This is a genomic window from Elioraea tepidiphila DSM 17972, assembly GCF_000378465.1.
Classification (GTDB): Bacteria; Pseudomonadota; Alphaproteobacteria; order Acetobacterales; family Acetobacteraceae; genus Elioraea; species Elioraea tepidiphila.
On the sequence record NZ_KB899929.1, the window covers coordinates 1 to 25,722 of the forward strand.

General features: G+C 72.0%; 23 protein-coding genes. 8 read left to right on the forward strand and 15 right to left on the reverse strand.

All coding sequences use genetic code 11. The features are described 5' to 3' along the window. Window positions 1-206: 206 nt before the first annotated feature. The 6 genes from F563_RS0114990 to recR all read left to right on the forward strand — a co-directional run bounded on the left by F563_RS0114990 (window position 207) and on the right by recR (window position 5,124). Window positions 207-1,412 (forward strand): aspartate aminotransferase family protein, encoded by a 1,206-nt coding sequence (locus F563_RS0114990; protein ID WP_019015499.1) that lies wholly within the window; start codon window positions 207-209, stop codon window positions 1,410-1,412. Continuing rightward, window positions 1,409-2,389, forward strand: coding sequence for an ornithine carbamoyltransferase (gene argF, locus F563_RS0114995; protein WP_019015500.1), 981 nt, complete (start codon window positions 1,409-1,411; stop codon window positions 2,387-2,389). The genes F563_RS0114990 and argF overlap by 4 nt, the downstream gene beginning before the upstream one ends. Further along, complete coding sequence (gene hslO, locus F563_RS0115000; protein ID WP_019015501.1) at window positions 2,386-3,339, forward strand: Hsp33 family molecular chaperone HslO; 954 nt, start codon at window positions 2,386-2,388, stop codon at window positions 3,337-3,339. Before argF ends, hslO begins: the two co-directional genes overlap by 4 nt. 18 nt (window positions 3,340-3,357) lie before the next feature. Continuing rightward, on the forward strand, window positions 3,358-4,029 hold the full coding sequence (locus F563_RS0115005; protein ID WP_019015502.1) for a hypothetical protein: 672 nt from the start codon (window positions 3,358-3,360) through the stop codon (window positions 4,027-4,029). A 14-nt stretch (window positions 4,030-4,043) separates the two neighbouring features. Beyond that, the gene (locus tag F563_RS0115010; protein ID WP_019015503.1) at window positions 4,044-4,436 is read left to right on the forward strand and encodes a RidA family protein; all 393 of its coding nucleotides are present in this window, start codon (window positions 4,044-4,046) and stop codon (window positions 4,434-4,436) included. 91 nt (window positions 4,437-4,527) lie between these two features. Beyond that, complete coding sequence (gene recR, locus F563_RS0115015; RefSeq protein ID WP_019015504.1) at window positions 4,528-5,124, forward strand: recombination mediator RecR; 597 nt, start codon at window positions 4,528-4,530, stop codon at window positions 5,122-5,124. Here recR and F563_RS0115020 read toward each other — a convergent pair. From F563_RS0115020 to F563_RS0115050, 7 genes are all read right to left on the reverse strand, one after another. Further along, a complete protein-coding gene (locus F563_RS0115020) occupies window positions 5,102-6,361 on the reverse strand; it encodes a NupC/NupG family nucleoside CNT transporter (protein WP_019015505.1) in 1,260 nt (419 codons plus the stop codon). The genes recR and F563_RS0115020 overlap by 23 nt on opposite strands. Continuing rightward, entirely contained in the window at window positions 6,358-7,374 is a 1,017-nt protein-coding gene (locus F563_RS0115025) for a DNA recombination protein RmuC (RefSeq protein WP_019015506.1), read from the reverse strand. The genes F563_RS0115020 and F563_RS0115025 overlap by 4 nt, the downstream gene beginning before the upstream one ends. Next, a complete protein-coding gene (gene purH, locus F563_RS0115030; RefSeq protein WP_019015507.1) occupies window positions 7,371-8,948 on the reverse strand; it encodes a bifunctional phosphoribosylaminoimidazolecarboxamide formyltransferase/IMP cyclohydrolase in 1,578 nt (525 codons plus the stop codon). Before purH ends, F563_RS0115025 begins: the two co-directional genes overlap by 4 nt. Before the next feature lie 153 nt (window positions 8,949-9,101). Then, the gene (locus F563_RS0115035; RefSeq protein WP_019015508.1) at window positions 9,102-10,226 is read right to left on the reverse strand and encodes a glycosyltransferase family 4 protein; all 1,125 of its coding nucleotides are present in this window, start codon (window positions 10,224-10,226) and stop codon (window positions 9,102-9,104) included. Continuing rightward, window positions 10,223-12,097, reverse strand: a complete 1,875-nt coding sequence (asnB, locus tag F563_RS0115040; protein WP_019015509.1) for an asparagine synthase (glutamine-hydrolyzing) — start codon at window positions 12,095-12,097, stop codon at window positions 10,223-10,225. The genes F563_RS0115035 and asnB overlap by 4 nt, the downstream gene beginning before the upstream one ends. Before the next feature lie 9 nt (window positions 12,098-12,106). Continuing rightward, on the reverse strand, window positions 12,107-13,711 hold the full coding sequence (locus F563_RS0115045) for a heparinase II/III family protein (protein ID WP_019015510.1): 1,605 nt from the start codon (window positions 13,709-13,711) through the stop codon (window positions 12,107-12,109). Window positions 13,712-13,772: 61 nt separating this feature from the next. Continuing rightward, on the reverse strand, window positions 13,773-15,566 hold the full coding sequence (locus tag F563_RS0115050) for an IlvD/Edd family dehydratase (protein WP_019015511.1): 1,794 nt from the start codon (window positions 15,564-15,566) through the stop codon (window positions 13,773-13,775). A gap of 156 nt (window positions 15,567-15,722) precedes the next feature. Between F563_RS0115050 and lepA the strand changes: the two genes are divergently transcribed. After that, a complete protein-coding gene (gene lepA / locus F563_RS0115055) occupies window positions 15,723-17,528 on the forward strand; it encodes a translation elongation factor 4 (protein WP_019015512.1) in 1,806 nt (601 codons plus the stop codon). Window positions 17,529-17,617: 89 nt separating this feature from the next. Further along, entirely contained in the window at window positions 17,618-18,610 is a 993-nt protein-coding gene (locus tag F563_RS0115060; RefSeq protein WP_019015513.1) for a D-2-hydroxyacid dehydrogenase, read from the forward strand. Window positions 18,611-18,627: 17 nt separating this feature from the next. Here F563_RS0115060 and F563_RS24050 read toward each other — a convergent pair whose 3' ends face one another. The 8 genes from F563_RS24050 to F563_RS0115100 all read right to left on the reverse strand — a co-directional run bounded on the left by F563_RS24050 (window position 18,628) and on the right by F563_RS0115100 (window position 25,719). After that, the gene (locus tag F563_RS24050; protein WP_019015514.1) at window positions 18,628-19,965 is read right to left on the reverse strand and encodes a PASTA domain-containing protein; all 1,338 of its coding nucleotides are present in this window, start codon (window positions 19,963-19,965) and stop codon (window positions 18,628-18,630) included. 33 nt (window positions 19,966-19,998) lie between these two features. After that, window positions 19,999-20,391 carry a hypothetical protein gene (locus tag F563_RS0115070; RefSeq protein WP_019015515.1) on the reverse strand — a complete coding sequence of 131 codons (393 nt, stop codon included), beginning with the start codon at window positions 20,389-20,391 and terminating at the stop codon, window positions 19,999-20,001. 20 nt (window positions 20,392-20,411) lie between these two features. Beyond that, a complete protein-coding gene (locus F563_RS0115075) occupies window positions 20,412-21,044 on the reverse strand; it encodes a hypothetical protein (protein ID WP_019015516.1) in 633 nt (210 codons plus the stop codon). A 27-nt stretch (window positions 21,045-21,071) separates the two neighbouring features. Then, a complete protein-coding gene (locus F563_RS0115080; RefSeq protein WP_019015517.1) occupies window positions 21,072-21,326 on the reverse strand; it encodes a hypothetical protein in 255 nt (84 codons plus the stop codon). A gap of 181 nt (window positions 21,327-21,507) precedes the next feature. Further along, window positions 21,508-22,341 (reverse strand): NAD-dependent epimerase/dehydratase family protein, encoded by an 834-nt coding sequence (locus F563_RS0115085; RefSeq protein ID WP_019015518.1) that lies wholly within the window; start codon window positions 22,339-22,341, stop codon window positions 21,508-21,510. A 14-nt stretch (window positions 22,342-22,355) separates the two neighbouring features. Then, window positions 22,356-23,237: an SMP-30/gluconolactonase/LRE family protein gene (locus tag F563_RS0115090; protein WP_019015519.1), complete on the reverse strand. Its 882-nt coding sequence runs from the start codon at window positions 23,235-23,237 to the stop codon at window positions 22,356-22,358. Continuing rightward, window positions 23,237-24,430 (reverse strand): mandelate racemase/muconate lactonizing enzyme family protein, encoded by a 1,194-nt coding sequence (locus tag F563_RS0115095; protein WP_019015520.1) that lies wholly within the window; start codon window positions 24,428-24,430, stop codon window positions 23,237-23,239. Before F563_RS0115095 ends, F563_RS0115090 begins: the two co-directional genes overlap by 1 nt. Further along, window positions 24,427-25,719: a TRAP transporter large permease gene (locus F563_RS0115100; RefSeq protein WP_019015521.1), complete on the reverse strand. Its 1,293-nt coding sequence runs from the start codon at window positions 25,717-25,719 to the stop codon at window positions 24,427-24,429. The genes F563_RS0115095 and F563_RS0115100 overlap by 4 nt, the downstream gene beginning before the upstream one ends. Window positions 25,720-25,722: the final 3 nt, after the last annotated feature.

A 25,722-nucleotide genomic window follows, 5' to 3' on the forward strand; every position in this document is an offset into this window, starting at 1 on the left:
CCCCGTAGCCTGCGCCGCAGAGCCCCGCAGAGGCTCGAAACCGGCACACTCGCAAGCGCGGCCGCCCCCAACGACCCTCAGCAGCATCCAGCCGGCCCGTCATTCGAGGTGTCCATTTGACTTCCCGCCCCCGCCTCCCCAGACTCGGCCTTTCCCGCGGCACACCGCCCGGGAACCCACCACCCGGAGAGGATCGTAGAGACCCCGTGATCACGCCCCTGATGCCGACCTACAACCGCGCCGACCTCGCCTTCGAGCGGGGCGAGGGCGCGCGTCTGTGGACGGCCGACGGGCGACGTTTCCTCGACTTCGGCTCCGGCATCGCCACCTCCTCGCTCGGCCACAACCACCCCCACCTCGTGCGCGCCATCTGCGACCAGGCCGCCAAGGTGATGCACGTCTCCAACCTCTACCGCGTGCCCGAGGCCGAGCGGCTGGCCGCGCGCCACGTCGCCGCCTCCTTCGCCGACAGCGTGTTCTTCTGCAACTCGGGCGCCGAGGCGAACGAGGGCATGATCAAGGCCATGCGCAAGGCGATGGCCGAGACGGGCCGGCCCGAGCGCTTCCGCATCATCACCTTCGAGGGCGCCTTCCACGGCCGCACCCTCGCCATGCTCGCCGCCACCGGCAACCCGAAATACCTGGAAGGCTTCGGCCCCAGGGTGGACGGGTTCGACCAGGTGCCGTTCGGCAACATGAACGCGGTGCGCGACGCGATCGGCCCCGCCACCGCCGGCATCCTGATCGAGCCGGTGCAGGGCGAGGGCGGCGTGCGCCCGGCCGAGCTCCGCTTCCTGCGCGAGCTGCGTGCCACCTGCGACGAGTTCGGCCTGCTGCTCGGCCTCGACGAGGTGCAGATCGGCATGGGCCGCTCCGGCAAGCTCTGGGCGCACCAGTGGGCCGGGATCGAGCCCGACGTGATGTCCTCGGCCAAGGGCATCGGCGGCGGCTTCCCGCTCGGCGCGATCCTGGCCAAGGAGCATGTGGCGAAGCACCTCAAGCCCGGCACGCACGGCACCACCTATGGCGGCAACCCGCTCGCCTGTGCGGCCGGCAACGCGGTGCTGGACGTGATCCTCGCCCCCGGCTTCCTCGACGGCGTCGATCGCGTCGCGCGCCATCTGTGGCGCGCGCTCGTCGCGCTGAAGGACCGCCACCCCGAGCTGATCGAGGACGTGCGCGGCGCGGGCCTGCTGCTCGGCATCAAGCTGCGCGAGCCGCTCGTCAACACCGACGCCCAGGCGGCCGCGGTGGCCGAGGGGCTGCTGACGGTCGCGGCCGGGATGAACGTGCTGCGGCTCGCCCCGCCGCTGATCATCACCGAGGCCGAGGCGGACGAGGCGGTCGACCTGCTCGACCGGGCGCTCCGGCGCGCCAAGGCCGCGCTGGCCCCGGCCAAGGCGGCCGAATGAGCGCGCAGGCGGCGGTGAGGCTGACCCCGCGCCGCGGCAAGGCCACCCCGCCGCCTGCGGAGCCACGCCACTTCCTCGACGTCTCGGCGCTGGACCATGCCACGCTGCGACGGATCCTGGAGTTCGGCGCCGGGTTCAAATCCGGCGCCGGACCGCTCTCCGCGCGGCCGCTGGTCGGGCGCACGCTCGCGCTGATCTTCGAGAAGCCCTCCACGCGCACGCGCGTCAGCTTCGAGGTGGCGATGAAGCGGCTCGGCGGCGATGTCGTCGTGCTGAGCGCCAAGGAGATGCAGCTCGGCCGCGGCGAGACGGTGGCGGACACGGCCCGCGTGCTGTCGCGCTACGTGGACGCGATCATGCTGCGCACCGACAGCGCCTCGAAGCTGAACGAGCTCGCCGAGGCCGCGACCGTGCCGGTGATCAACGGGCTGACCGACCAGTCGCACCCGTGCCAGATCATGGCCGACGTGATGACCTTCGAGGAGCATCGCGGCCCGATCGCCGGCCGCGTGGTCGCGTGGTGCGGCGACGGCAACAACGTCGCGCGGAGCTGGATCCACGCGGCCGCCCGCTTCGGCTTCACGCTGCGGCTGGCCACCCCCGAGGCGCTGCGCCCGCCGGCCGAGATCCTCGCCTGGGCGCGCGAGCAGGGCGCGGTGATCGAGCTCACCGAGGACCCGGTCGCGGCCGTGCGCGGCGCGGATGCGGTGGTGACGGACACCTGGGTCAGCATGAACGACGCGCCGGGCACGAACCGCCACAACCTGCTCAAGCCCTATCAGGTGAACGAGGCGCTGATGGCGCATGCGCCGGAGGCGATCTTCATGCACTGCCTGCCGGCGCATCGCGGCGAGGAGGTCACCGACGCGGTGATGGACGGGCCGCAATCCGTCGTGTTCGACGAGGCCGAGAACCGCCTGCACGCCCAGGCCGGCGTGCTCGCCTGGTGCCTCGAGCCCGCGGTGGCGAGACGATGATCCCCGGGGGCGAGGCAGAGCCGGGCCGCGCCCCCGTGCCGATCCTGACCGTTCCGTCAGCGGTCCGGCCGTTCTACCTGGAGGCGGCCCCCGCGCGCGGCCAGCTCGTGCGGCTCGGCTCGCTCGCGGATGCGCTGCTGACGCGCCACGCGCTGCCCGATGCGGTGGCGCAACTGCTCGGCGAGGCGCTGGCGCTGACCGCGGGGCTCGCGGCCGCGCTGAAGTTCGAGGGCTCGTTCTCGTTGCAGGCGCGCGGCGACGGGCCGGTGGGCATGCTGCTCGCCGACTGCACCGGCCAGGGGGCCTTGCGCGGCTACGCGCGCATCGACGCGGAGGCGTTGGCACGGCTCGACGGCGCGCCCTCGGCCGCGCGGCTGCTGGGCGCGGGGCATCTCGCCTTCACGGTCGATCAGGGGCCGGAGATGGACCGCTACCAGGGCATCGTGCCGCTGGAGGGATCGAGCCTGTCCGATCTCGCGCATACCTGGTTCCGCACCAGCCAGCAGGTGGAGGCGGCGGTGAAGCTCATCGCCGCGCGCACGCCGCAGGGATGGCGCGCGAGTGCGCTGCTGCTGGAACGCATCGCCTTCGCGGGCGGCGAGCGGCGCCGTTCGCCCGAGGACGACGACGAGGCCTGGCGCACCGCGGTGATGCTGGCGGGCAGCGCGACGGGGCCCGAACTGCTCGACGAGGCGCTCTCGGCCGAGCGGCTGCTGTGGCGGCTGTTCCACGAGCTCGACCCGCGCGTGCAGTCCGCCAAGCCGGTGTCGTTCGGGTGCCGCTGCTCGCGCGAGCGGATCGAGCGTGTGCTCGCCGGGTTCGGCGCCGACGACCTCGACCACATGGCCGAGGACGGCACCATCACGGTCACCTGCGAGTTCTGCAACGTTGACTTCCGCTTCGACCGTGGCGATGTGGGGGCCGCGTCGCCGGCGGGCGGCGCGGCCTGACTTGGTGCAGGAGGCGGCATGATTGGCAGGCGGGGGCTGATCGCGCTCGGCGCGGTGGTGGCGGGCTGCGCAGGCCCGGCCGAACAGCCGCGCCCGGTGATGCGGCCGTTCGACTACTCCCATCTGACGGTGATCCAGCTCGACGTCGCACAGGTCGAGGTGGTGGACCGGTGGGTGCCGCCGCGCGCGCCGCCCAATGTCGATCACCGCATGTCGGTCGAGCCGCGCGAGGCGCTGCGGCGCATGCTGACGGACAGGGTGCAGGCCTGGGGCCGGCAGGGCCGCGCACGCGCGATCATCGAGGAGGCGAGCCTGATCGAGGAGCGCCTGCCACGGCAGACGGGGATCGGCGCGCTGTTCTCGACCCAGCCCTCCGAGCGCTACGTGCTGACGCTCAGCGTGCGGCTGGAGGTCGAGGGGGGCGACGGGCGGCGCGGCTCGGCGCAGGCGACGGTGACGCGCACGCGCACGGTGCTGGAAGGCACCTCCCTCGCCGCGCGCGAGGCCGTCTGGTACGAGATGCTGCGCTCGGCGATGGATGACCCGCAGGGCATGAACGTGGAGTTCGAGTTCCAGGTGCGGCGCGCGCTGCGCGGGTTCATCGTGCCGGAGGGCGCGCCGCGTCCGCCGCCCGGTGGCGGGATCGAGACCGAGGAGCTGCCGTCGCCTGCGGCGCGGCCGGCGACCTGAGCGGGGAGGAGAAAATGGCGGTCCTGCAGTTCGTCAATCCGCCGGGGGTGCATGATCCGGCGGGGCGCTACAGCCATGTCGCGGTGGCGACCGGCGCGACGCGCTGGGTGTTGCTGGCCGGCCAGGTCGGCACGCGGCCGGACGGAACGGTGCCCGAGGAGATCGGCGCGCAGTGCGAGCAGGCGATGGCGAATCTGCTGACGCTGTTGCGTTCGCAGGGGCTGGGGCCGGAGTCGATCGCCAAGATGACGGTGTTCCTGACGGATGCGTCGTACATCCCGGCGGCGCGCGAGGCGCGCATGAAGGCGCTGGGCGCGATCACGCCGCCGGCCTCGACGCTGCTGATCGTCGCGGGTCTCGCGGCGCCGATCTACAAGGTCGAGATCGAAGCGATCGCCTGTGCGTAGGTTCCTGGGATAGGGGGTGTGGGGGAAAGGGGCGGCCTCTGATGCTTCGCTGGCCCGAGGGCCAGCTACGCCCGGCCCTTTCCCCCGCGGATTGTTCGTGGGTCCAGAGCTCGACCGGCTGATCGCCTTGCTCGCGAAGCTGCCCGGCCTCGGCCCGCGCAGCGCGCGGCGTGCGGCGCTGGCGTTGATCCAGAAGCGCGAGGCGCTGTTGCAGCCCTTGGCGGCGGCGCTCGAAGCGGCCGCGGCCGCGATCCGCCCATGCTCCGTCTGCGGCAATCTCGACAGCACCGATCCGTGCGGGACCTGCGCGGACGACCGTCGCGACCGTTCGGTGATCTGCGTGGTGGAGTCGGTCGGCGATCTCTGGGCGTTGGAGCGTGCGGGGGCGCATCGCGGGCTCTACCACGTGCTCGGCGGCACGCTGTCGGCGATCGGTGGGCGCGGGCCGGAGGATCTGACGATCCAGCAGTTGCTGCGCCGTGTCGCGGGTGGCGGTGTGTCGGAGGTGATCCTCGCCCTGGGCGCGACGGTGGACGGCCAGGCGACGGCGCATCTGGTGGCGGATCGGTTGCGGCCGTTGGGCGTGGCGGTGACGCGGCTCGCCCATGGTGTGCCGGTGGGCGGCGAGCTCGGCTATCTCGATGACGGAACGCTTGCCGCCGCCCTCAAGGCGCGCCGGCCGGCGTGAGGATGCCGACGACCGCGCCCGTCATCAGGCAGGCGAGCGTGCCGCCGATCACGGCGGGAATGCCGAGGCGGGCGATGTCCTCGCGTCGTTCCGGCACCAGCGCGATGAGGCCGCCGACCATAATGCCGAGGCTGCCGGGATTGGCGAAGCCGCACAGCGCGTAGGCGAGGATGATGCGGCTGCGCTCGTCCAGCCCTGCGCCGCCGCGTGCGAGATCGAGATAGGCGACGAACTCGTTGATGATGGCCTTGAGGCCGAGCAGGCGTCCCGCCTCCGCCACGTCCGCAGGCGCGATCCCCATGGCGAGGGCGAAGGGGCGCATGGCGATGCCGGCCCAGTGCTGCAGCGGTGCACCGGTGATCGGAACGATCGCCTCGTTCAGCAGCGCGACCAGCGCGATGAACACGATCAGGGAGGCGATCACGCCGAGCATGATGGCGAGCCCTTCCGCGGTGCCGCGCGCGATCGCCTCCATCGAGGTGGCGTAGAGCCGCGGCGCGGCGGCCTCCTCCGGCGGGGTGCCCGGCGCCTCGGTCTCCGGGCGCATCAGTCGCGCGACCAGCACCGAAGCCGGCGCGCTGATCACGCTCGCGGTGAGCAGATGGCCGGCGGCATCGGGCAGGGCATCGCGCAGGAAGATCGCGTAGATCGCGAGCGTGTTGCCGCTGATGGTCGCCATGCCCGCGGTCATCACCACGAACAGCTCGGCGCGGCTGAGCGCGGCGAGATACGGGCGCACCAGCAGCGGTGCCTCGACCATGCCGACGAAGATGTTGGCGGCGGTCGCGAAACCGGCGGCGCCCGAGAGCGCGAAGCCTCGCCGCAGCACCCGCGCGAGCGCGCCGACCACGGCAGGCAGCACGCGCCAGTGATAGAGCACGGCCGAGAGCGCACCGACCACCAGGATCAGCGGCAGCACGCGGAAGGCGAGGATGAACGAGGCGCCGGGCGCAGTCTCGGCGAAGGGCAGGGCACCGCCGCCGAGATAGCCGAACACCAGGCTGGTTCCGGCCTCGGTCGCGCGTTGCAGCGCATCGACCGCGCGGCCGATCGCGCCGATGGCGCTGCGCAGCGGCGGGATCGCGAGCAGCGCCGCGGCCACCGCGATCTGCAACGCGAGCCCGATCGCGATCATGCGCCACGGCACGTCGGCGCGCCGCGTCGCCAGCGCGCCCCAGCCCCAGGCGAGGGCGGCGAAGCCGACCAGGCCCAGCGCCGAGACGAGCTGCGCGCTCATTCCTTCTCCGTCTCGATCGCGGCGACGCGGAGGGCGCGCCGGCGGATCGCCTCGGCCGAGACCTCGATGCCCTGGATGTCGCCGCGCGCCTGGTCGAGATGCCGGCGCAGCGCGGCCACACGCTCCGCGAGCCGCCCGGTGTCCTCGGCGAGCCGAGCGACCTCGGCCTGGATCGCGCGCGCCTCGTCGCGCAGCCGCGCATCGCGCAGCACCGCGGCGAGGGTCGTCAGCACCGCCATCAGCGTGGTCGGCGAGGTGATCCAGACGCGCCGGCGGATCGCCTCCTCGACGATCTGCGGGAAGTCGGCGTGCAGGGCCGCGTACACCGCCTCGCTGGGCACGAACAGGATGGCGCCGTCCGCGGTCTCGCCCGGCACGACGTATTTCGACGCCACGGCCTTCACGTGCGCCAGCACGTCGGCCGCGACGTCGCGGCCGGCGGCGTTGCGCGCGGCGTCATCGGACGCGTTGCGCAAGCGGCGGAACGCCTCGAGCGGGAACTTGCTGTCCACCGCGATCGGGCCGGGCGGCGTGGGAAGGCGGATCAGCGCATCGGCGCGCGCGCCGGTCGAGAGCGTGTGCTGGAACGACAGCGCCGCGGCCGGCAGGGCGTCGCGCAGCAGCGCCTCCATCTGCGCCTCGCCCAGCGCGCCGCGCGCCTGGCGGTTCGACAGCACGGCGGAGAGATCGGTCACCTGCGTCGTCAGCGCCGACAGGTTCGCCTGCGCCGCGTCCAGCACCGACAGCCGCTCGCCCATGCGCGCGAGCCCCTCGGCGATCGCGAGCTGCTGCGCCGCGAGCCGATCCGCGAGCGCGGTTTCCTGGGAGGCCAGCGCCATGCCCTGGGCCTGCGCCGTGCGCGTGAGCTGATCGAGCCGTCCGGACAGCTCCGCGAGCCCCGCGACCAGCTCGGGCGGTGCCGCGGGCCGGCGCATCAGCAAGACGACGACCAGCAGCGCGAGCCCAAGTGCGATCCAGGCGAGCGGTTCGGCGGCGAGGCGGTCGAGGGTCAATGGCGGAAATGCCGGATGCCGGTGAACACCATCGCCAGACCGCGCGCGTCAGCGGCGGCGATCACCTCGGCGTCGCGCATCGAGCCGCCCGGCTGGATCACCGCGGTCGCGCCCGCCTCGGCGGCGGCGATCAGCCCGTCGGCGAACGGGAAGAACGCGTCGGAGGCGACCACCGATCCCTTCGCCAGTGTTTCCGGCAGACCGGCCGCCTTCGCCGCCTCGGCCGCCTTCCACGCGGCGATGCGCGACGAGTCGACGCGGCTCATCTGCCCCGCGCCGATGCCGACCGTCGCGCCATCCTTCGCGTAGACGATCGCGTTCGACTTCACGTGCTTGGCGACACGGAAGGCGAAGACCAGATCGGCGAGCTCCGCCTCGGTCGGCGCGCGCTGCGTCACCACCTTCAGCGTCTCGCGCGTCACCCGGCCGGCGTCGCGCGTCTGCGCGAGGAACCCGCCGCCGACGCTGCGCACCGTCGTGCCCGGCGCGGACGGGTCGGGCAGGCCGTGCGCGAGCAGCAGGCGCAGGTTCTTCTTGCGCGCGAACACCGCCTTCGCCGCCTCCGACGCATCGGGCGCGATCACCACCTCGGTGAAGATCGCGGCGATCTTCTCGGCGGTCGCCTCGTCGAGCGGACGGTTCGCCGCGACGATGCCACCGAAGGCCGAGACGGGATCGCAGCGCAGCGCGAGGTCCCACGCCGCGGCGAGCGAATCGGCCGTCGCGACGCCGCACGGGTTCGCATGCTTGACGATCACGATCGCCGGGTCCTCGAACTCGGCGACGCACTCATAAGCGGCGTCGGTGTCGTTGATGTTGTTGTAGGAGAGCTCCTTGCCCTGCGCCTGCGTCGCGGTTGCGACACCCGGGCGCCGGTCGGTGACGTAGAACGCCGCCTGCTGGTGCGGGTTCTCGCCGTAGCGCAGCGTCTGGGCGAGCGCGCCCGACACCGCGAGACGCGGCGGGAACGCGACACCGTTCTGGCCCGAGAACCAGCTGCTGATCGCCGCGTCGTAGGCCGCCGTGCGGGCATAGGCCTCGGCCGCGAGGCGGCGGCGTGTGGTCAGCGTGGTGCCGCCATGCGCCGTGATCTCCTCGATGACGGCAGTGAGCTGCGACGGGTCGGTGATCACCGTCACCCACTCGTGGTTCTTCGCCGCCGCGCGGATCAGCGCCGGGCCGCCGATGTCGATGTTCTCGACGCAGGTCTCGAACGCGGCATGCGCGGCGACGGTCTGCTCGAACGGGTAGAGGTTCACCATCACCAGGTCGATCGGCGCGATGCCGTGCTCGGCCATCTGCGCGAGATGGTGCGGGTCGTCGTGCCGGCCGAGAATGCCGCCGTGGATCTGCGGCACCAGCGTCTTCACGCGGCCGTCGAGAATCTCGGGGAAACCGGAGACGGCGGAGACGTCGGTGACGTCCAGGCCGGCCTCGCGCAGCGCGCGCGCGGTGCCGCCGGTGGAGATCAGGGCTACGCCGCGCGCAGCGAGCAGACGGGCGAAGTCGGCGAGGCCGGACTTGTCGGAGACCGACAACAGAGCGCGGCGGAGGGGAACAAGACCTTCGGGCATGGAGGAGTCCTGAGAAGAAACGAGGCGGGGGGCCGCAAGGCCCCCCGCGCCCCCCTGGAGGGCGCCCCTCCCGTTGGTCGGGGCGCGGGCCGCGACCAACGGGAGCGGCCCCCAGGTGCGGGGGGTCCGGGGGACCAGCGTGGTCCCCCGGCTCTATAACTCCAAAGCCTCGATCTGGCGCGCGATCACTTTCGCCTCGTCATAGAGATCGAGCGCCCGCGCCCGCCCGGCCGCCCCCATCCGCGCCCGCAAGCGCTCATCCGTTACCAGTTGCCCAAGCGCCTCAGCCAAGGCCTCCGGATCGCGCACCGGCACCAGGAACCCGGTCTCGCCGTCCACCACCTGCTCGCGCGCCCCGCGAATCCGCGTCGCCACCACCGGCAGCCCCGTCATCATCGCCTCGATGATGCTGCGCGGCATGCCCTCGCGATGGCTCGGCAGCACGAACAGATCGGCCCCGCGCAGCAGCGCGGCGACATCCGTGCGATAGCCGAGCAGCCTGAGCCGCGCCGCCACGGCCGGATCGCCCTCGGCCCGCGCGAGCGCCCCCGCGACGTCGCCCTCGTGGTCGCTCTCGAGCCGCGTGCCGACACAGGCGAGCGTCAGTCCTGGCACGCGCGCCAGCGCCTCGAACAGTTCGGGATAGCCCTTCTCGGCGACCATCCGCCCGATTATCAGCGCGACCGCCGCATCGTCGGGGACGCCCAGCGCGGCCCGTGCGGCCGCGCGCTCCTCCGCGGTGCCCGGACGAAACACGTCCGGATCGACCCCGTTGCCGATCGCCAGCACCCGCCCGCCAGGCGCGATCCGCTCCACGATCGCGGTCTCGGCATCCTCGGCGCTCTGGGTGAACAGGACGTCCGTGAACCGGCGGCCGAACCGCTCCAGCCCGACATGCAGCCGCCGCTTCGCCGGCGCCATCGCCTCGTGGAAGTAGAACCCGTGCGCCGTGTAGACGATGCGCGGCACACCGGAGATGCGCCCGGCGACGCGCCCGAGCAGCCCGGCGAGCGGCGTGTGCACGTGCAGGAGATCGAACCGCTCGCGCCGGAACAGGCGCAGCAACGCCAGGAACGCGGGCAGGTTCGAGATCGGGTTCAGGCTGCGCGCGAACGGCACGGGCTCGATGCGGAAGCCTTCCGCGCGCGCGGGCGCGAGCTTCGGCCCGTCGGCGCAGATCCCCACCACCTCGTGGCCGCGGTCGCGTAAGGTCCGCATCAGCGGCAGCAGGAAATGCGTCAGCGAGAAGTCGACATTGGTGAGCTGCGCGATCTTCACGCCCGCGCCTCCAGCCAGCCGCCGAGCATCAGCACGGCCCAGAGGGGGGACGCGTGGTCGCGCCGTCCGGCGCGGTGTTCGGCCCAGAGACGCGACACCCGCTCGCGATCGACCAGCCCCGATTCGCGCAAGCGGTGCGAGGCGAGCCGATCCTCGGCCCAGCCGCGCAACGGTCCGCGCAGCCAGGCGCCGACCGGGAACGAGAACCCCGTCTTCTCGCGCTCGAACAGGGCGCGCGGCGCGTGGCGCGCCAGCGCATCGCGCAGCACCGCCTTGCCGCCGTCCGCGCGCACCAGCAGGTCGGGCGGCAGCGAGAACGCGAGGCGCATCATCGCTGGCGACAGCATCGGCACGCGCACCTCCAGTGCGACGCTCATGGACGCGCGATCGACCTTGGTCAGCACGTCGTCATGCAGGTAGCCGGCGGCGTCGAGGGCGCGGAAGCGCGCCAGCGGCTCCGCGGGCGCGCCGTCATGCGCAACCGGCTCGCCGTCGGTTGTCGTCAGCCGCGCGTACACCGCATCGAGATCGCGCGCGGCCAGCACGGCGGCGAGCTTGTGCAGCGTCTCGCCAGGGCGTCGCGGTGCGCGGGGCAGGGGGCCCAGCGCGGCGTCCCACCAGCCCGGCGGCACGGCGCCGATCGCGTCGGCGAGCGCGCGCCGCAGCGGCCACGGCACGCGCGCCAGACGCGGCCAGAGACGCGCGGCGAGCACGTGCCGGCGATAGCCGCCGAACAACTCGTCGCCGCCATCCCCCGACAGCGCGACCGTCACATGCGCGCGCGTCAGGCGGGACAGGAGCAGCGTCGGCAGTTGCGAGGAGTCCGCGAAGGGCTCGTCGTGGATGCGCGGCAGCTCGTCCACCAGCGCCAGCGCATCCGCCTCCGTGGCGCGCAGCACCGTGTGGCGCACACCGAGCGCGCTGGCGATGCGTGCCGCGTCGGCGCTCTCGTCATAGGCCGGATCGTCGAAGCCGATGGTGAAGGCATGCGCGGCTCCGGGTGCGGCACGCGCCATCGCCGCGACCACGGAGGAGGAGTCCACCCCGCCCGAAAGGAACGCGCCCACGGGCACGTCGGCGACGAGCTGCGCGCGCACGCTCCTGCTCAGCGCCGCATCCACGGCCTCCGCCGCCTCGGCTCTGCTCAACCGTGCCGGCGCGGCCTCGCGCGCGAGTGCCAGGATGTCGAACCAGCGCCGCTCCTCGGGCGTGCCGTCCATGCCGATCCGCACCAGGCCGCCGGGCGGCAGCTTGCGGACGGCCCGGAACACCGTGCGCGGCGCGGGGATGCAGCCGAGGCGCAGATACGCGGCCACACTCTCGGGATCGATCTCGGGCGACCAGCCGCCCGCCGCCTCCAGCGCGCGGAGTTCGCTGCCGAACAGCACCGAACCGTCGGGCAGCATCGTCCAGACCAGCGGCTTGATGCCGGCATGGTCGCGCGCGAGCCAGAGCACGCGCTCGGCCCGGTCCCAGAGCGCGAAGGCGAACATGGCATCCAGCCGCGCCAGCGCCTCGGCGATACCCCACTGCGCGCAGGCCTCCAGCAGCACTGCGGTGTCGCTCTCGCCCTGCACGGGCCGACCGCATGCGGCGAGCGCGTCGCGCAGCGCACGGTAGTTGTAGAGCTCGCCGTTATACGTGACGACGTAACGACCGCAGGACGAGGCCATCGGCTGGGCGCCGCCCGGCGAGAGATCGATGATCGCCAGCCGGCGGTGCGCCAGCGCGACACCGCACGCGGCATCGGCCCAGACGCCCGCGCCATCCGGCCCGCGATGCGCAACTGCTTGCCCCATCGCCGCCGCGCGCGCGCGCAGCGGCGCCTCGGCCTCGGGCCGGCGCAGGAACACCCCCGCGATGCCGCACATCGGCGGCTCTCAGGCCCCGCCCATGCGCGTGATCGCCCACTTCACCACCGAGGCGCCGTCGGCCGGGCCGCCGGTCAGCACCACCTGCTGGGTCCGCCGCCGGTCGTCGGTGCCGGCATAGATGCTCTCCTCGAGCGCGAGCTTCGCCCCGTCCGCCCGCAGCACCCAGCCGCCCGAGCTCGGCGTGCGCAGCAGCACGCCCGCGCCGTCCTGTTGCAGGCTCGCGCTGATGGCGGGGTGCAGGTGGAAGCGGATCGCGAAGGGCTGCGGATGCGGCGCCTCGACGCTGTCCTCGCCGCGCACATCCTCGCCGGTATCGCCGAGATAGAGCCGGCGGCGATGGATCGCGTTGAACGGCTTCTTCCAGCCGTCATGGCTGGCGTCCAGCCAATGCGCGCCGTTCGCCTCGTGGCGCTGCACCGCGACCTGCTCCGGCCGGCGGCCGAGCCCGCGCTCCTTCAGCTCCGAGGAGTTCACGTCCGCGATCACCAGCGTCGAGTGCGCCGCGGTGGCGCGCAGCGCGTCGCGCCAGGCTGACGCGGCGGCGGGTGCGGCGCCGCAATTGACGATCAGCCGGTCGCGCCCCACCGACATCTCGAAGGCGAGCGTGCCGGCATGCGCGAGCCGGTCCTGGCCGCGCGCGGGTGGCGGGCCGGCATCGACGATCAGCACCGTGCGCCCGGCCGCGAGGCGCTCGAAGCGCATCTCGGGCGCGCGCGTCGCCGGGCGGGCGCGCAGCGCGCTCTGCGCCTGCACCAGGGAGAGCAGCGTCGGGTCGCCCTCGCGCGTGCCGTTGAACAGCGCGAGTCCGCCATCGCCGTGGCGCAGTGCGGCGAGCATCGGCATCGCGCGGTCGATCGCCGCGGTGAGCGTGTCGGGCACGGCCACGCGGGCGGTCGCGAGCATGCCGCGGATCTCGATCAGGTCCATCACGACCGCGAGCAGCGCGGCCGGGCTGCGCTCGACATGGCCGCCATCGGCCAGCATCTGGCGGTCGATCTCCTGGCCGAGGAAGCGGAGCGCGCGCGCGAGATGCGGCTCGCCGCCGGGCAGGCTGACCCCCGCCGCGACCAGGCCCTTGAGCGCGGTGAAGGCGCGCGCGTCCATGGTCTCGGCCGGCAGCAGGCCCGAGAGCGTGCGCGCGTCCTCGACGATGCGGCCCATCACGCCGGCGCGGAACGTCGCCTCGGCGCTCGCGGCGAGGAAGTCCCAGTGCGACAGCAGCGCGGTGATGCGCGCGCCGAGCACCGCCTCGCGCGCGGCGGGCATCCGGGGGGCGGCCTCGATCCAGCCGCCGACCAGCGAGCGCGCGCGCAGCCTTGCCGCATCGCTGCCGACCGCGCGCAGGTCGCGCAGCCAGGCGAAGCCGTGCGCCGCCTCGCTCCAGGGATCGTCGCCGGCCGAGGCCGGGTCGAGCGGCCGCGCCGTGCCCTCGACCACCAGCTCGCCCTTGAGCAGCCGCGTGCCGCGTCCGGCGTCCCCCGGCCACGGGTCGCGCAGCGGCACGCCGGGCGACTCGGGCGGCCGCGCGAAGGGTGCCGAGACCGTCGGCAGGCGGCCGAGCACGCGCTGAGCAGCGCGCATCCAGCGGCGCGGATCGAGATCGGCGGGCATGGCGCCTCTTTAGACCGGCTGGGGCAAGCCGCCGCAAGAGGGAGGCCGCAGCCGCCCGGGGTCAGTGGCTGTGCCGGCTCTCGCCGCGCGTGGCGATGATGTCGAGATAGAGGGTCGCCGGCTCCAGGCAGGCGCCCGTGCCGAGCTGGCCCACCAGGGAACGGTAGATCTCCTCCCACGGGGTCTTGTGATCGAGCGCGGGCGGCGTCCAGGCGGCCCGGCGGGAGGCGAACTCGGTCTCGTCGATCAGCACATCGACGCGGCGGGTGTTCAGGTCGATCCGCACCCTGTCGCCGGTGCGCAGCAGAGCCAAGCCCCCGCCCACCGCCGCCTCGGGCGAGACGTTCAGGATCGAGGGGCTGCCCGAGGTGCCGGACTGCCGCCCGTCGCCCATGGTCGGCAGGGCGGCCACCCCCTTGGCGAGCAGCGCGCTCGGCGGCTGCATGTTCACCACCTCGGCCGAGCCCGGGTAGCCGACCGGGCCGCAGTTGCGGATCACCAGGATCGACCGCTCGTCCACCCCGAGCGCCGGGTCCTCGATGCGCGCGTGGTAGTCCTCCGGTCCCTCGAACACGATGGCCTTGCCCTCGAACACGTCGGGCGGATCGGAGAGGAAGCGCTTGCGGAACTCGGGATCGATCACGCTCACCTTCATCACCGCGTTGTCGAACAGGTTGCCCGACAGCACGACGAACCCGGCCTTCTCCTTCAGCGGCCTTGCGTAGGCGCGGATCACCTCGCGGTCCGGCTCCGGCACCGCGGCGAGGTTCGCGGTGACGCTCATCCCGGTCACGGTCATCGCCTCGCCCTGGAGACGCCCGGCATCCAGCAGCTCCTTCATCACCGCGGGGATGCCGCCCGCGCGGTGGAACCGCTCGCCGAGGAAGCGGCCGGCGGGCTGGCAATCGACCAGCAGCGGGATGTCCGCGCCGATCGTCTGCCAGTCCTCGATCGTGAGCTCGACGCCGATGTGGCGCGCGATCGCGATGATGTGCGGCGGGCAGTTCGACGACGCGCCGATGGCGGAGGCCACTGCGATCGCGTTCTCGAACGCCGCGCGGGTGAGGATGTCGGAGGGGCGGAGGTTCTCGCGCACCATCGCGACGATGCGCCGTCCGGTCTCGTAGGCCATCCAGCCGCGCTCGCGATAGGGTGCGGGGATCGCGGCGCAGCCCGGCAGGCTCATGCCCAGGGCCTCCGCAAGCGAGTTCATCGACAGCGCCGTGCCCATGGTGTTGCAGTGCCCGACCGAGGGCGCCGAGGAGGCGGCGATCTGCATGAACTGCTCGGTGTCGATCTGCCCGGTGGCGAGCAGCTTGCGCGCCTCCCAGATCACCGTGCCCGAGCCCGCGAGCCGCCCGTTCCACCACCCGTCCAGCATCGGCCCGCCGGAGAGCACGATCGCCGGGATGTTCACGGTCGCGGCCCCCATCAGGCAGGCGGGCGTGGTCTTGTCGCAGCCGGTGGTCAGCACGACCCCGTCGAGCGGGTAGCCGTGCAGCACCTCGACCAGCGACAGATAGGCGAGGTTGCGGTCCAGCGCCGCGGTCGGGCGCTTGCCGGTCTCCTGGATCGGGTGGATCGGGAACTCGATCGGCACGCCGCCCGCGTCGCGGATGCCGTCCTTCACCCGGCTCGCGAGCTGGACGTGGTGGCGGTTGCAGGGGGCGAGGTCGCTGCCCGTCTGGGCGATGCCGATGATCGGGCGGCCCGACTGCAGCTCCTCGCGGGTCAGGCCGTAGTTCAGGTAGCGCTCGAGATAGAGCGCGGTCATGCCCGGATCGTGCGGATCGTCGAACCACTCGCGGCTCCTCAGCCGCCTCTTGCCGTCATCCGCCCCGTTGCCCTTGGCCATCGCGTTCCCTCCTGCCCGTCGCGCAAGCCTCGGCGGCGGCTCACGCGGCTGTCAATGCCGCCTCCGCGCTTTGAAATCCGGCCCGTTTGGCCTAAGTGACCCCTCGACGGCCCGGCGCCATTCCGCCCGGGTTTTTGGCGCGCGACGCCCGGACCCATGACAGACACGCCGCTTCACCTGATCCGCAACTTCTCGATCATCGCGCATATCGATCACGGCAAGTCCACGCTCGCGGACCGGCTGATCCAGGCCTGCGGCGCGCTCAGCGAGCGCGAGATGAAGGACCAGGTGCTCGATTCGATGGACATCGAGCGCGAGCGCGGCATCACGATCAAGGCGCAGACGGTGCGGCTGATCTACCCGGCGAAGGACGGCAACACCTACGAGCTGAACCTGATGGACACGCCGGGGCATGTGGATTTCGCCTACGAGGTGTCGCGCAGCCTCGCCGCCTGCGAGGGCTCGCTGCTCGTGGTGGATGCCTCGCAGGGCGTGGAGGCGCAGACACTCGCCAACGTCTATCAGGCGATCGACGCGGGCCACGAGATCGTGCCGGTGCTGAACAAGATCGACCTGCCGGCCGCCGAGCCTGATCGGGTGAAGCAGCAGATCGAGGATGTGATCGGCCTGCCGGCGGATGACGCGGTGATGATCAGCGCCAAGACGGGCCTCAACATCGAGGGCGTGCTGGAGGCGATCGTGGCGCGCCTGCCGCCGCCCAAGGGCGAGGCGAACGCGCCGACCAAGGCGCTGCTGGTCGATAGCTGGTACGACGCCTATCTCGGCGTGGTGATCCTGGTGCGCGTGAAGGACGGGCGGCTGAAGAAGGGCCAGCGCATCCGCTTCATGAGCACCGGCGCCGTGCACACCGTCGAAGCGACCGGCATCTTCACGCCGAAGATGGTGCCGGTGGAGGATCTCGGCCCGGGCGAAATGGGCTACATCACGGCCGGCATCAAGACGGTGGCGGACTGCAATGTCGGCGACACGATCACCGACGACCGTACCCCCGCCGCCGAGCCGCTGCCGGGCTTCAAGCCCTCGGTGCCGGTGGTGTGGTGCGGGCTCTATCCCACCGATGCCGACGATTTCGAGAAGCTGCGCGAGAGCCTCGCCAAGCTGCGCCTGAACGACGCTTCGTTCCACTACGAGCCCGAGACCTCCGCCGCGCTCGGCTTCGGCTTCCGCTGCGGCTTCCTCGGCCTGCTGCATCTGGAGATCATCCAGGAGCGGCTGATCCGCGAGTTCGATCTCGACCTGATCGCGACCGCGCCCTCGGTGGTCTATCGCGTGCACCGCACCGACGGGTCGATGCAGGAGCTGCACAACCCGGCCGACATGCCGGACGGCAGCGTGATCGACCACATCGAGGAGCCCTGGATCAAGGCGACCATCTTCGTGCCCGACGACTATCTCGGCGCGATCCTCACGCTCTGCAACGAACGCCGCGGCCAGCAGGTCGATCTGACCTATGTCGGCAACCGGGCGATGGCGGTCTATCGCCTGCCGCTGAACGAGGTGGTGTTCGACTTCTACGATCGGCTGAAGTCGGTGAGCCGCGGCTATGCGAGCTTCGACTACGCGATGGACGGCTATGCCGAGGCCGATCTCGTGAAGATCTCGATCCTGGTGAACGGCGATCCGGTGGATGCGCTGTCGTTCATCGCGCATCGCAGCCAGGCCGAGAAGCGCGGCCGCGCGATCTGCGAGAAGCTGAAGGAGCTGATTCCGAAGCAGCTGTTCAAGATCGCGATCCAGGCGGCGATCGGCGGGCGCGTGATCGCGCGCGAGACCATCTCGGCCCTTTCGAAGGACGTCACCGCGAAGTGCTATGGCGGCGACATCACGCGCAAGCGCAAGCTTCTGGAGAAGCAGAAGGAAGGCAAGAAGCGCATGCGCCAGTTCGGCAAGGTGGAGATCCCGCAGACCGCGTTCCTCGCCGCGCTGAAGATGGATGCGTAGCGAGGACGGTGCGCGGCGCTCCGTAACCGCTCCGCATCAACGCCGTCCGCTGCCTTGACGTCGCGCTCGCCTGTGCGAGCCTCGCGCGCATGCGCATCCACATCCAGAACCCGGCCGACGACGCGGACTTCGCCTTCACGCCCGTGCAATGGGCGGCGGCCGTATCGCGCGCCGCGGACCCGGGACATCTCGACGTCTCCTTCGCCTCGGACGAAGCCGGCTTCGCGGCCGCCATGCGCGAGGCGGAGGTGCTGCTGACCTGGACCAGGATCGTGAAGGAGCGTTTCCCGGTCGGGGCGCTGCCGGCACGCGCGCCGCGTCTCAAGGTGATCGCCTGCAATTCGGCCGGGCTGGATCGGCTTGCTCCGTTCGACTGGCTGCCGCCGGAGGTCACGCTGCTGAACAACCGCGGCACGCATGCGCGCAAGGCCGGCGAGTTCGCGCTGATGGCGCTGCTGATGCTGGCGAGCCACATCCCGCATTTCGCGACTGCCCAGCGCGCGGAGACGTGGGAGCCGCGTTTCGGCTCGGTGCTCGCCGGCCGGACGGTCTGCATCGTCGGGCTGGGCACGCTGGGCGGCGCGGCGGCCGAGCAGGCGCGCGCCTTCGGGATGCGCGTGCTCGGCGTGCGCACCACCCCCGCGCCGCACCCGGCCTGCGACGAGGTCCATGCGACCGCGTCGCTGGATGCGGTGCTGCCGCGGGCCGAGTTCCTGCTGCTCGCCTGCCCGCTCACCCCGGCCACGCGCGGCCTGATCGACCGCCGCCGCCTCGGCCTGCTGCCCCGCGGTGCGAAGGTGGTGAACATGGCGCGCGGCGCGGTGTGGGACCAGGACGCCGTCTGCGACGCGCTGGAGGCCGGCCATCTCGCCGGCGGCGTCACCGATGTCGCCGTGCCCGAGCCCCTGCCGCCCGGGCATCGGCTCTGGCGCACGCCCGGACTGATCGTGGTGCCGCACGTGTCGTCGGACGATCCCGCGACCTACAACGACCGCACGCTCGACATCCTGCTCGCGAATCTCGCGGCGATCCGGGATGGCCGGCCGGCGCCGAACCGCGTCGATCCCGCCCGCGGCTACTGACGGGCGCGGCAGCGGGGCTATCCGACCTCGCCCTTGAGCGCCTTGCGCAGCGCCATCTGAGCGTCCTGCAGGCCGCGCGGCGTCGGTGCGCCGATCGCCTTCTGCAGTTCCTCCAGCGAGGCCGAGGCGAGCGTCTCGAAGGCCGCGTAATCCTTCAGCTCCAGGGCGCGCAGACGGTCGCCGAGCAGCTTGCCGCTGATGCCGGCCCGTGTGCCCGCCGCGGCCTTCACCGCGCGGTCGATCAGGATGTCCACGGCGATGTCGGCGGCCACGATCAGCGACACCGGCGCGCCGGGCGGCACCTCGGTGCCGGCTTTCGGCGCCTGCGCCAGCACGAGCCCCGGCTTGCCGCCCTCCTTCTCGGCCACCTCGCCGAGCGCGAGCCCGGCCGCCTTGAGCAGCCGCTCGGCCTCGGCGCGCGACCGTCCGGCAAGGTCCGGTACGGCGACGGTAGGCGGCGGCGCGACCGCGGCCACCAGCGCCACCGCCGAGCCGGGCTCGACCCGCATGCCCGCGAGCGGCTCCTGCGCCAGCACCGTCCCTTCCGCGACGTCCTTGGACTCGCGCTGCGCGACCCTGCCGCGCACGAGACCGAGCGCCTCGATCCGCCCGGTCGCCTCCTCGAGCGGCAGGCCGCGCAGATCGGGCACGGTCGGCTTGATCGCCACCGCGACCACGATGTCGACGGGCACCTCCGGCGCGATCTCGTCGGCCGGATCGGGCGTCTGGCCGATCACCGTGCCGGGCGCGTAGCGGCTCTCCTGCTCCGCAACCTTGCCGAGCTTGAGCCCGGCCCGCGCGAGCGCCGTCTCGGCCGCCGCGCGCGGCAGGCCGAGCAGGTTCGGCACGGGGATGAGTCCCGGCGCGGCGGCCGCCGCCTCGCTCGCCGCGCGTAGCGTGAACTTCACCTCCGTCAGCTGCGCCGGGTCGAACCGCTCATCCGGCGCGGGCAGCACGAAGCGCAGCCCACCCGACTCGTCGAGGGCCACCAGCGACTTCAGCCCGACCTGCATCTCGCTGACGGTGTAGGCCGTGCGGTCGCCCGGCCGCGGCTCCAGCCCGCCCTGGAACGCCTCGATCGCCTTGCGGAACCCGACCGTGACCTGCTCCGGGCTCGCCTGCAAACGCCCTGCGGCGAGTGTCTTCACCCGGTCGCTGAGCGCGACCTTCTCGGCCTCCAGTTCGGCGACGCGCGCTTTCAGCAGCGTCTCCTCGCGCGTCGGCTCCGCCGCGGTCATGCGGGGTGTGACGCCGCTGCGCACGGCCTCCTCCAGCGCGGAGAGCCGCATCTGAAACGCATCCAGCGTCTTCTCGATCCGCGCCAGACGCTCGGCGATCGCGTCATTCTCCGGCATGCGCCGGGACCCTCCACCGCATTCGGCCGGCGCTCAGCCCCCGGCGCGCGGCGGCGGCGGGATCGACACGATCCGCGCCTTCACCACGCTGGTGCCCTGGACGTCGAGGCCGAGCGTGTTCTGCACCTTCGCGTTGTGCGGGGCGGCCAGCAGGCTGAGCCTGCTGACCAGCACCCGCCCCGACGTGTCGGTCCTGGTCTCGCGCTTCAACGCCAGCGACATCTTCAGCTCGAGCGTCACCTCGGGCATGTGATACCACGTCGCCTGCAGGCCGTACTCGCTCAGCACCGGATCGTTGTCGATCAGCGTCTGGGTGGCGATGCTGTTCAGGTCCATCGCCCGCTGCGCCTGCGCCACCCCTTCGCCGACCCGCGCGAGCACCTCGCCGAGCGGGCGGACCAGCACCTCCTCGATCTCGTCGGCCATCGCGCGCGCTCAGGCCGCGATCACGGACCGGGCGGCGCCGCCGGCTGCTGGACCGTGATCTTCGGGATCACGCGGCTCGGCGGCGGCACCGGCGTCAGCGTCGTGCGCAGCAGGCTCGACCCTTCCACCTTGAAGTTGAACTTCGAGGTGTAGGTCGCGTTCATCGTCGAGGTCCGCGCGACGGTGGTGGTGTTCTCCACGCTCGCCTTGCCTGAGCCGGCGAGCAGCCCGAGCAGACCGCCGGTCTTGTAGCTCGCCTGGAACTTGGTCTTGTTCTCGAACTTCGTGGTCGTGCCGAAGCTGACGCTGCGCGCGATCTCCAGCGACATGGTGATCGCCATCTTCACTTCGATGATGGTCTCGCTGAAGGCGTAGAAGGTCGGGTTGATGCCGTAGACCAGCAGCGGCATCTCCCTGTCGTTGTAGAGCACCTCGGTGTTGGTGACGTTGCCGTCCGCGTCCACCGTCTCCTTGATCGCGACCACCACCGTGCCTTCGGGCAGCATGGTGTTGGCGAGCGCCTGCGCGGTCTGGATGCTGTTCAGGTCGAGGGCGAGCTGCGCCTCGGCGATCGCGAGGCCCATCTTCTCGACCATCTCGGGGAAGGGAACGTCCAGCAGGGCCTGCCCGACGCCACGCGCGAGATTTGTCATAACCCGAACCCTCCGTTCGTCCGCGGCCTAGCCGCCGATCCTGTTGCCCGCCTCGTTCACCCTGATGCGGCGGATGGGTCGTGGGGCGATGTCCACGCCGCCGCAATGACGCACGTCATGTCGTGCCGTGATCGCCTCCTTGGCCGCGTCGGCCATCCGCGCCACCAGCGCCCCGGACGATGCCGTCAGGATCACGAAACCGCCGGCCTCCATCACCGCGGCACGCACGCGCTTCTGCGCGGTCGGGCTGGTCGGCACAATCAGGTAATGGCGCTCTGTCACGCGGGGAAATACCTCGATATCCGGGTTGTCCGCGCCGTGCTCCGAAATGGCGCTCTGTCACGCGGGGGAAACACTCATGACACCACTCGCGCAACGGTACGTCTGGGCATCATCGGCTGTCAATCTTTGCGTGCGACGTCCCTGTGGCTGCGCGCGCGGCGATCGGGTCGCCACGATCCGATCACTTCCGGTCGAACAGGTGTTTCGGGCTGAACCCGCCCTTACGGCTGTACTCCATGGTGCAGAACGGTCCGCCCTGGTAGCGCTCCTCCACCGGATCGCCGCTGACCTTGCCGGCGAGCTGCCCGGCGAAGGTGTCCGCGCTGTCCTGCGGCGCCCAGCCGATCAGGTCGCGCGCGTCCTTGCGCCAGAAGCTCCGGGCGTTGTTGGACGCCCCCCAGATCACCGCGCAGCCGACGCGCTCGGCGAGCACGCAGCGCTCCACAAGGCGACACAGATCGGGATAGGATAGCCAGGTGGAGAGCATGCGGTTGTTCACCGGCTCCGGAAGGCACGAGCCGATGCGCAGGAACACGCTTTCGACTCCGTGCTTGTCCCAGTAGAGCCGTCCCATCAGTTCGCCATACGCCTTGGCGAGGCCGTAATAGCCGTCGGGGCGCATGTCGCAGTCGTGGTCGAGCGTCTCGCTGCGCTCGTGGAAGCCGATCGTGTGGTTGGAGGAGGCGAACACCACGCGGGCCTCCTCGCGTCGTGCCGCCTCGTAGATGTGGTAGAGGCCGCGAATGTTCGGCCCCAGCACCTCCTCGAAGGGGCGCTCGACCGAGACGCCGCCGAAATGGAGGATCGCCCCGCAGCCTTCGGCGAGGCGCAGGATGGCGACCCCGTCGTTCAGGTCGGCGGCGACGAAGCGCGCGCCCTTCGGCAGCGGGTCCGGGAACGGCGCGATATCGGTCAGGCGCAGCGTCCAGCCGGCCTGCGCGAGATGGCGGGTCAGTTGCCGCCCGAGCGCGCCGGACGCGCCGGTGAGCAGCACGGGCTTGGCGGGTACGGACATCGGAGCCTCCTCGGTCAATCGGCGAACATCGGCACGGGCACGCCCGGCTCGTCGGACGGCATGATGAACAGCGCGCCCGAGAGCGGGCTCGCGCCGACGCCCTCGGCGCCCAGCAGCGTGCGCAGCGACGTCCAGACGATCGTGCGCAGATCCGGCCCGCAGAAGCAGGGCATGGTGACGCCGAGCGCGGGGAAGGGCAGGCTGTCGATCAGCGTGCCGTCGGTGCGGAAGCGGTTGATCCGCCCCTTGCGCACGCCCGCCGACCAGTATCGGCCCGCCATGTCGAAGGCCGCGCCGTCGGGCCGGCCGATCGCCTCGGTGTCCGGGGTGACGATGCGGCGGCGGTTCGATGCCGTGCCGGTCTCGGGGTCGAAGTCCCAGGCATCGATCCAGGGCGCGCCGCTGTCGCTGTGCACCATCGTCCGCCCGTCGCCGGTCCACGCCATGCCGTTGGCGGTGTAGAGCCCGTCCGTGATCTCGCGCCAGGAGCCGTCGGGCGCGACGCGGAACAGCCGGCCCAGCGGCTCGCGCTGCACCCGCTCGTCCATCGATCCGACCCAGAACGCGCCGTCCGGGCCGATCTTGCCGTCGTTCAGCCGCCCATGGGGCGGGATCGGTCCCGGCGTGCAGAACGGCTCGATCCGGCGCGCGCGCCAGTCGTAGCGCACCACCTCGTGGCGCAGCGCGACGATCCAGCGCCCCGAGCGGCAGAGGCCGAAGGATCCGACCTCGGACGGAAAGTGCCAGGTATTGAGCACCGTGCCGTCCAGGCTGACGGCGGTGATCGAACAGCCGAGGATGTCGGCGACCAGCACCCGGTTGTGCGCCGCGTCCCACACCGGGCCCTCGCCCAGCGCGAAACGCAGATCGGGGTTCAGCACGCGGATGTCGCTCATCAGGTCCTTCCCGTGGTTCGTCGGATCGCCGCTCCGGCCAGCGCCGCCGGCGTGAGCGCGAGGCCGAGGCCCGGCCCGCGTGTCGGCGCGATCATGCCGTCTGCGACTATCGGCAGCGCCGTGACCAGGTCGCGGTACCAGCCCGACCAGTAGGCGCGCACGCTCTCCATGAACACCGCGTTCGGCAGCGCGCAGGCGAGATGCGTGGAGGCCGCGAACACCACCGGGCCGGTGCAGTCATGCGGCGCCACCGGGCGCTGATGCGCCTCGGCGAGTGCGGCGATCCTGCGCGCCTGCGTCAGCCCGCCGCACCAGCCGATATCGAGCATCACGTAGTCCACCGCCTCGGCCCGCAGCAGGTCGAGGAACTGTGCGGCGGTCGCGAGCGTCTCGGAGGCGCAGACCGGCAGGCCGGAGCGGCGGCGGTAATCCGCGAGCGCGAGCGGATCGAGGTTGCGCAGCGGGTCCTCCATCCAGAACGGACGGAAGGGTGCTGCCGCACGCGCGATCGCCAGCGCCGCCGGCAAATCCCAGAGCGCGTGCAGCTCGATCATCACCTCCATCGCATCGCCGACCGCATCGCGGATGCGCCGCAGCGGCTCGAGCGCGCGGTCGATCTCGGCAGCGGTGATCAGCTGCCCGGAGGTCGCGCCGGCGAAAGGATCGAAGGGCCAGATCTTCATCGCGCCGATGCCCATCGCGAGCAGGCTCCGCGCCAGCGCGCCGGCATCGCGCTCCGCGGCGATCTGATCGTCATACGGCCCCTGCGGCGCGTCCTCGGCGGCGATGGCGCGCCGCCCGCCGGAGCGGTTGTAGGCGTAGCCGGCGCAGGTGTTGTAGGTCCGGATCGAGGTCCGCGTCAGCCCGCCGAGCAGGTCATGCAGCGGCCGTCCGCCGGCCTGGCCGGCGAGGTCCCAGAGCGCGATGTCGATCGCCGAGGCGGCGCGCAGCTCCGCGCCCGAGGAGCGGTAGCCGACATAGGGCCGCGTCAGCTCGGCGTTGAGCGCCTCGATCCGCGACGGATCGGTGCCGAGCAGGCGCGGGGCGATCTCGGCATGGATCTGCGCCTCGACCGCGGCGGCACCGCGGAAGGTCTCGCCGAGCCCGACCAGGCCCTCGTCCGTTTCAACCCGGACCCAGAGGATGTTGGCATAGTCGGGTGGGCGGATCGTCTCGATCGCGGTGACGATCATGTCCCGTAGCCGAGCGTCAGGCGGGGCAGCGTCAGCGACAGCGGTGACCAGTAGGTGGTCAGCGCGAGGGCCACCAGGATGGCGCCGTAGAACGGCCAGATCGTGCGCATCACGGATTCGATCTTCACCCGCGCGATCGCGCAGCCGACGAACAGCACCGCGCCCACGGGCGGGGTGGTGAGCCCGAGGCCCAGGTTCATCATCACGACCATGCCGAACTGCACCGGATCGACACCGATCTGGGTCGCGACCGGCAGGAAGATCGGCGTGCAGATCAGGATCAGCGCGGCCATGTCCATGATGCAGCCGAGCACCAGCAGCGCGAGGTTGATCAGCAGCAGCAGCACGATCGGGTTGTCGGAGATCGCCAGCATGGCGGTCGCGAGCTCCTCCGGAACGCGATGCAGCGCGAGCAGATAGGCGAAGCCCGAGGCGGTGCCGACCAGCAGGAGCACCACGGAGGTGGTGCGCACGGACTGCGCGACCGCGGTGACGAAGCCTTCCCACGTCAGTTCGCGATAGATCAGCGCGGTACAGAGCACGGCCCAGCCGGCCCCCATCGCCGCGCTCTCGGTGACGGTGAAGATGCCGCCGAGGACGCCGCCCAGGATGATGATGGCGGTGAACAGTCCCGGGAATGCGACAGCCGCGGCGCGGGCGAGCGCGCGGAAGCCCGGGAACGGGTCGCCGCGATAGCCGCGCTTGGCGCCGATCAGGTAGGCGGCGACCGCGAGGCAGACGCACATCATCACGCCCGGCGCCACGCCCGCCATGAACAGCGCCGAGACCGACACGCCGCCGCCGGCCGCGAGCGAATAGAGGATCATGTTGTGCGAGGGCGGGATCATGATCCCCGCGATCGACGACGTGACCGTGACGTTCACCGCGTAGTCGGTGTCGTAGCCCTTCTGCCGCATCGCCGGGATCAGGATCGAGCCCAGCGCCGAGGTGTCCGCCACCGCCGAGCCGGAGATGCCGCCGAACAGCATGGAGGCGAACACGTTGACGATGCCGAGCCCGCCCTTCACGCCACCGACCGCGGAGGAAGCAAGCGTGATCAGCCGGGAGGCGATACCGCCGTGCAGCATGATCTCGCCGGCGAAGATGAAGAACGGGATCGCGAGCAGCGAGAACACGTTCATGCCGGAGGTCATCTGCATGAACGCAACCGCGAGCGGCAGGCCCTCCCACCAGAACCCGGCCACCGCGGCAAGCCCGAGCGCGAACGAGACCGGCACGCCCGCCGCGAGGGCAAGCGCGAACACGCCGAACAGGATGGCAAGGCCCATGCG

What these genes read in the sequence shown, in the direction of transcription:
- purH (WP_019015507.1), bottom strand. Translation starts at nt 8,948, where the DNA reads ATGCCCGAAGGTCTTGTTCCCCTCCGCCGCGCTCTGTTGTCGGTCTCC.
- F563_RS24050 (WP_019015514.1), bottom strand. Translation starts at nt 19,965, where the DNA reads ATGCCGGAGAATGACGCGATCGCCGAGCGTCTGGCGCGGATCGAGAAG.
- F563_RS0115060 (WP_019015513.1), top strand. Translation starts at nt 17,618, where the DNA reads ATGCGCATCCACATCCAGAACCCGGCCGACGACGCGGACTTCGCCTTC.
- F563_RS0115075 (WP_019015516.1), bottom strand. Translation starts at nt 21,044, where the DNA reads ATGACAAATCTCGCGCGTGGCGTCGGGCAGGCCCTGCTGGACGTTCCC.
- F563_RS0115095 (WP_019015520.1), bottom strand. Translation starts at nt 24,430, where the DNA reads ATGATCGTCACCGCGATCGAGACGATCCGCCCACCCGACTATGCCAAC.
- F563_RS0115090 (WP_019015519.1), bottom strand. Translation starts at nt 23,237, where the DNA reads ATGAGCGACATCCGCGTGCTGAACCCCGATCTGCGTTTCGCGCTGGGC.
- hslO (WP_019015501.1), top strand. Translation starts at nt 2,386, where the DNA reads ATGATCCCCGGGGGCGAGGCAGAGCCGGGCCGCGCCCCCGTGCCGATC.
- asnB (WP_019015509.1), bottom strand. Translation starts at nt 12,097, where the DNA reads ATGTGCGGCATCGCGGGGGTGTTCCTGCGCCGGCCCGAGGCCGAGGCG.
- F563_RS0115050 (WP_019015511.1), bottom strand. Translation starts at nt 15,566, where the DNA reads ATGGCCAAGGGCAACGGGGCGGATGACGGCAAGAGGCGGCTGAGGAGC.
- F563_RS0115085 (WP_019015518.1), bottom strand. Translation starts at nt 22,341, where the DNA reads ATGTCCGTACCCGCCAAGCCCGTGCTGCTCACCGGCGCGTCCGGCGCG.
- F563_RS0115010 (WP_019015503.1), top strand. Translation starts at nt 4,044, where the DNA reads ATGGCGGTCCTGCAGTTCGTCAATCCGCCGGGGGTGCATGATCCGGCG.
- F563_RS0115070 (WP_019015515.1), bottom strand. Translation starts at nt 20,391, where the DNA reads ATGGCCGACGAGATCGAGGAGGTGCTGGTCCGCCCGCTCGGCGAGGTG.
- F563_RS0115005 (WP_019015502.1), top strand. Translation starts at nt 3,358, where the DNA reads ATGATTGGCAGGCGGGGGCTGATCGCGCTCGGCGCGGTGGTGGCGGGC.
- F563_RS0115020 (WP_019015505.1), bottom strand. Translation starts at nt 6,361, where the DNA reads ATGAGCGCGCAGCTCGTCTCGGCGCTGGGCCTGGTCGGCTTCGCCGCC.
- F563_RS0115100 (WP_019015521.1), bottom strand. Translation starts at nt 25,719, where the DNA reads ATGGGCCTTGCCATCCTGTTCGGCGTGTTCGCGCTTGCCCTCGCGGCG.
- lepA (WP_019015512.1), top strand. Translation starts at nt 15,723, where the DNA reads ATGACAGACACGCCGCTTCACCTGATCCGCAACTTCTCGATCATCGCG.
- F563_RS0115045 (WP_019015510.1), bottom strand. Translation starts at nt 13,711, where the DNA reads ATGCCCGCCGATCTCGATCCGCGCCGCTGGATGCGCGCTGCTCAGCGC.
- argF (WP_019015500.1), top strand. Translation starts at nt 1,409, where the DNA reads ATGAGCGCGCAGGCGGCGGTGAGGCTGACCCCGCGCCGCGGCAAGGCC.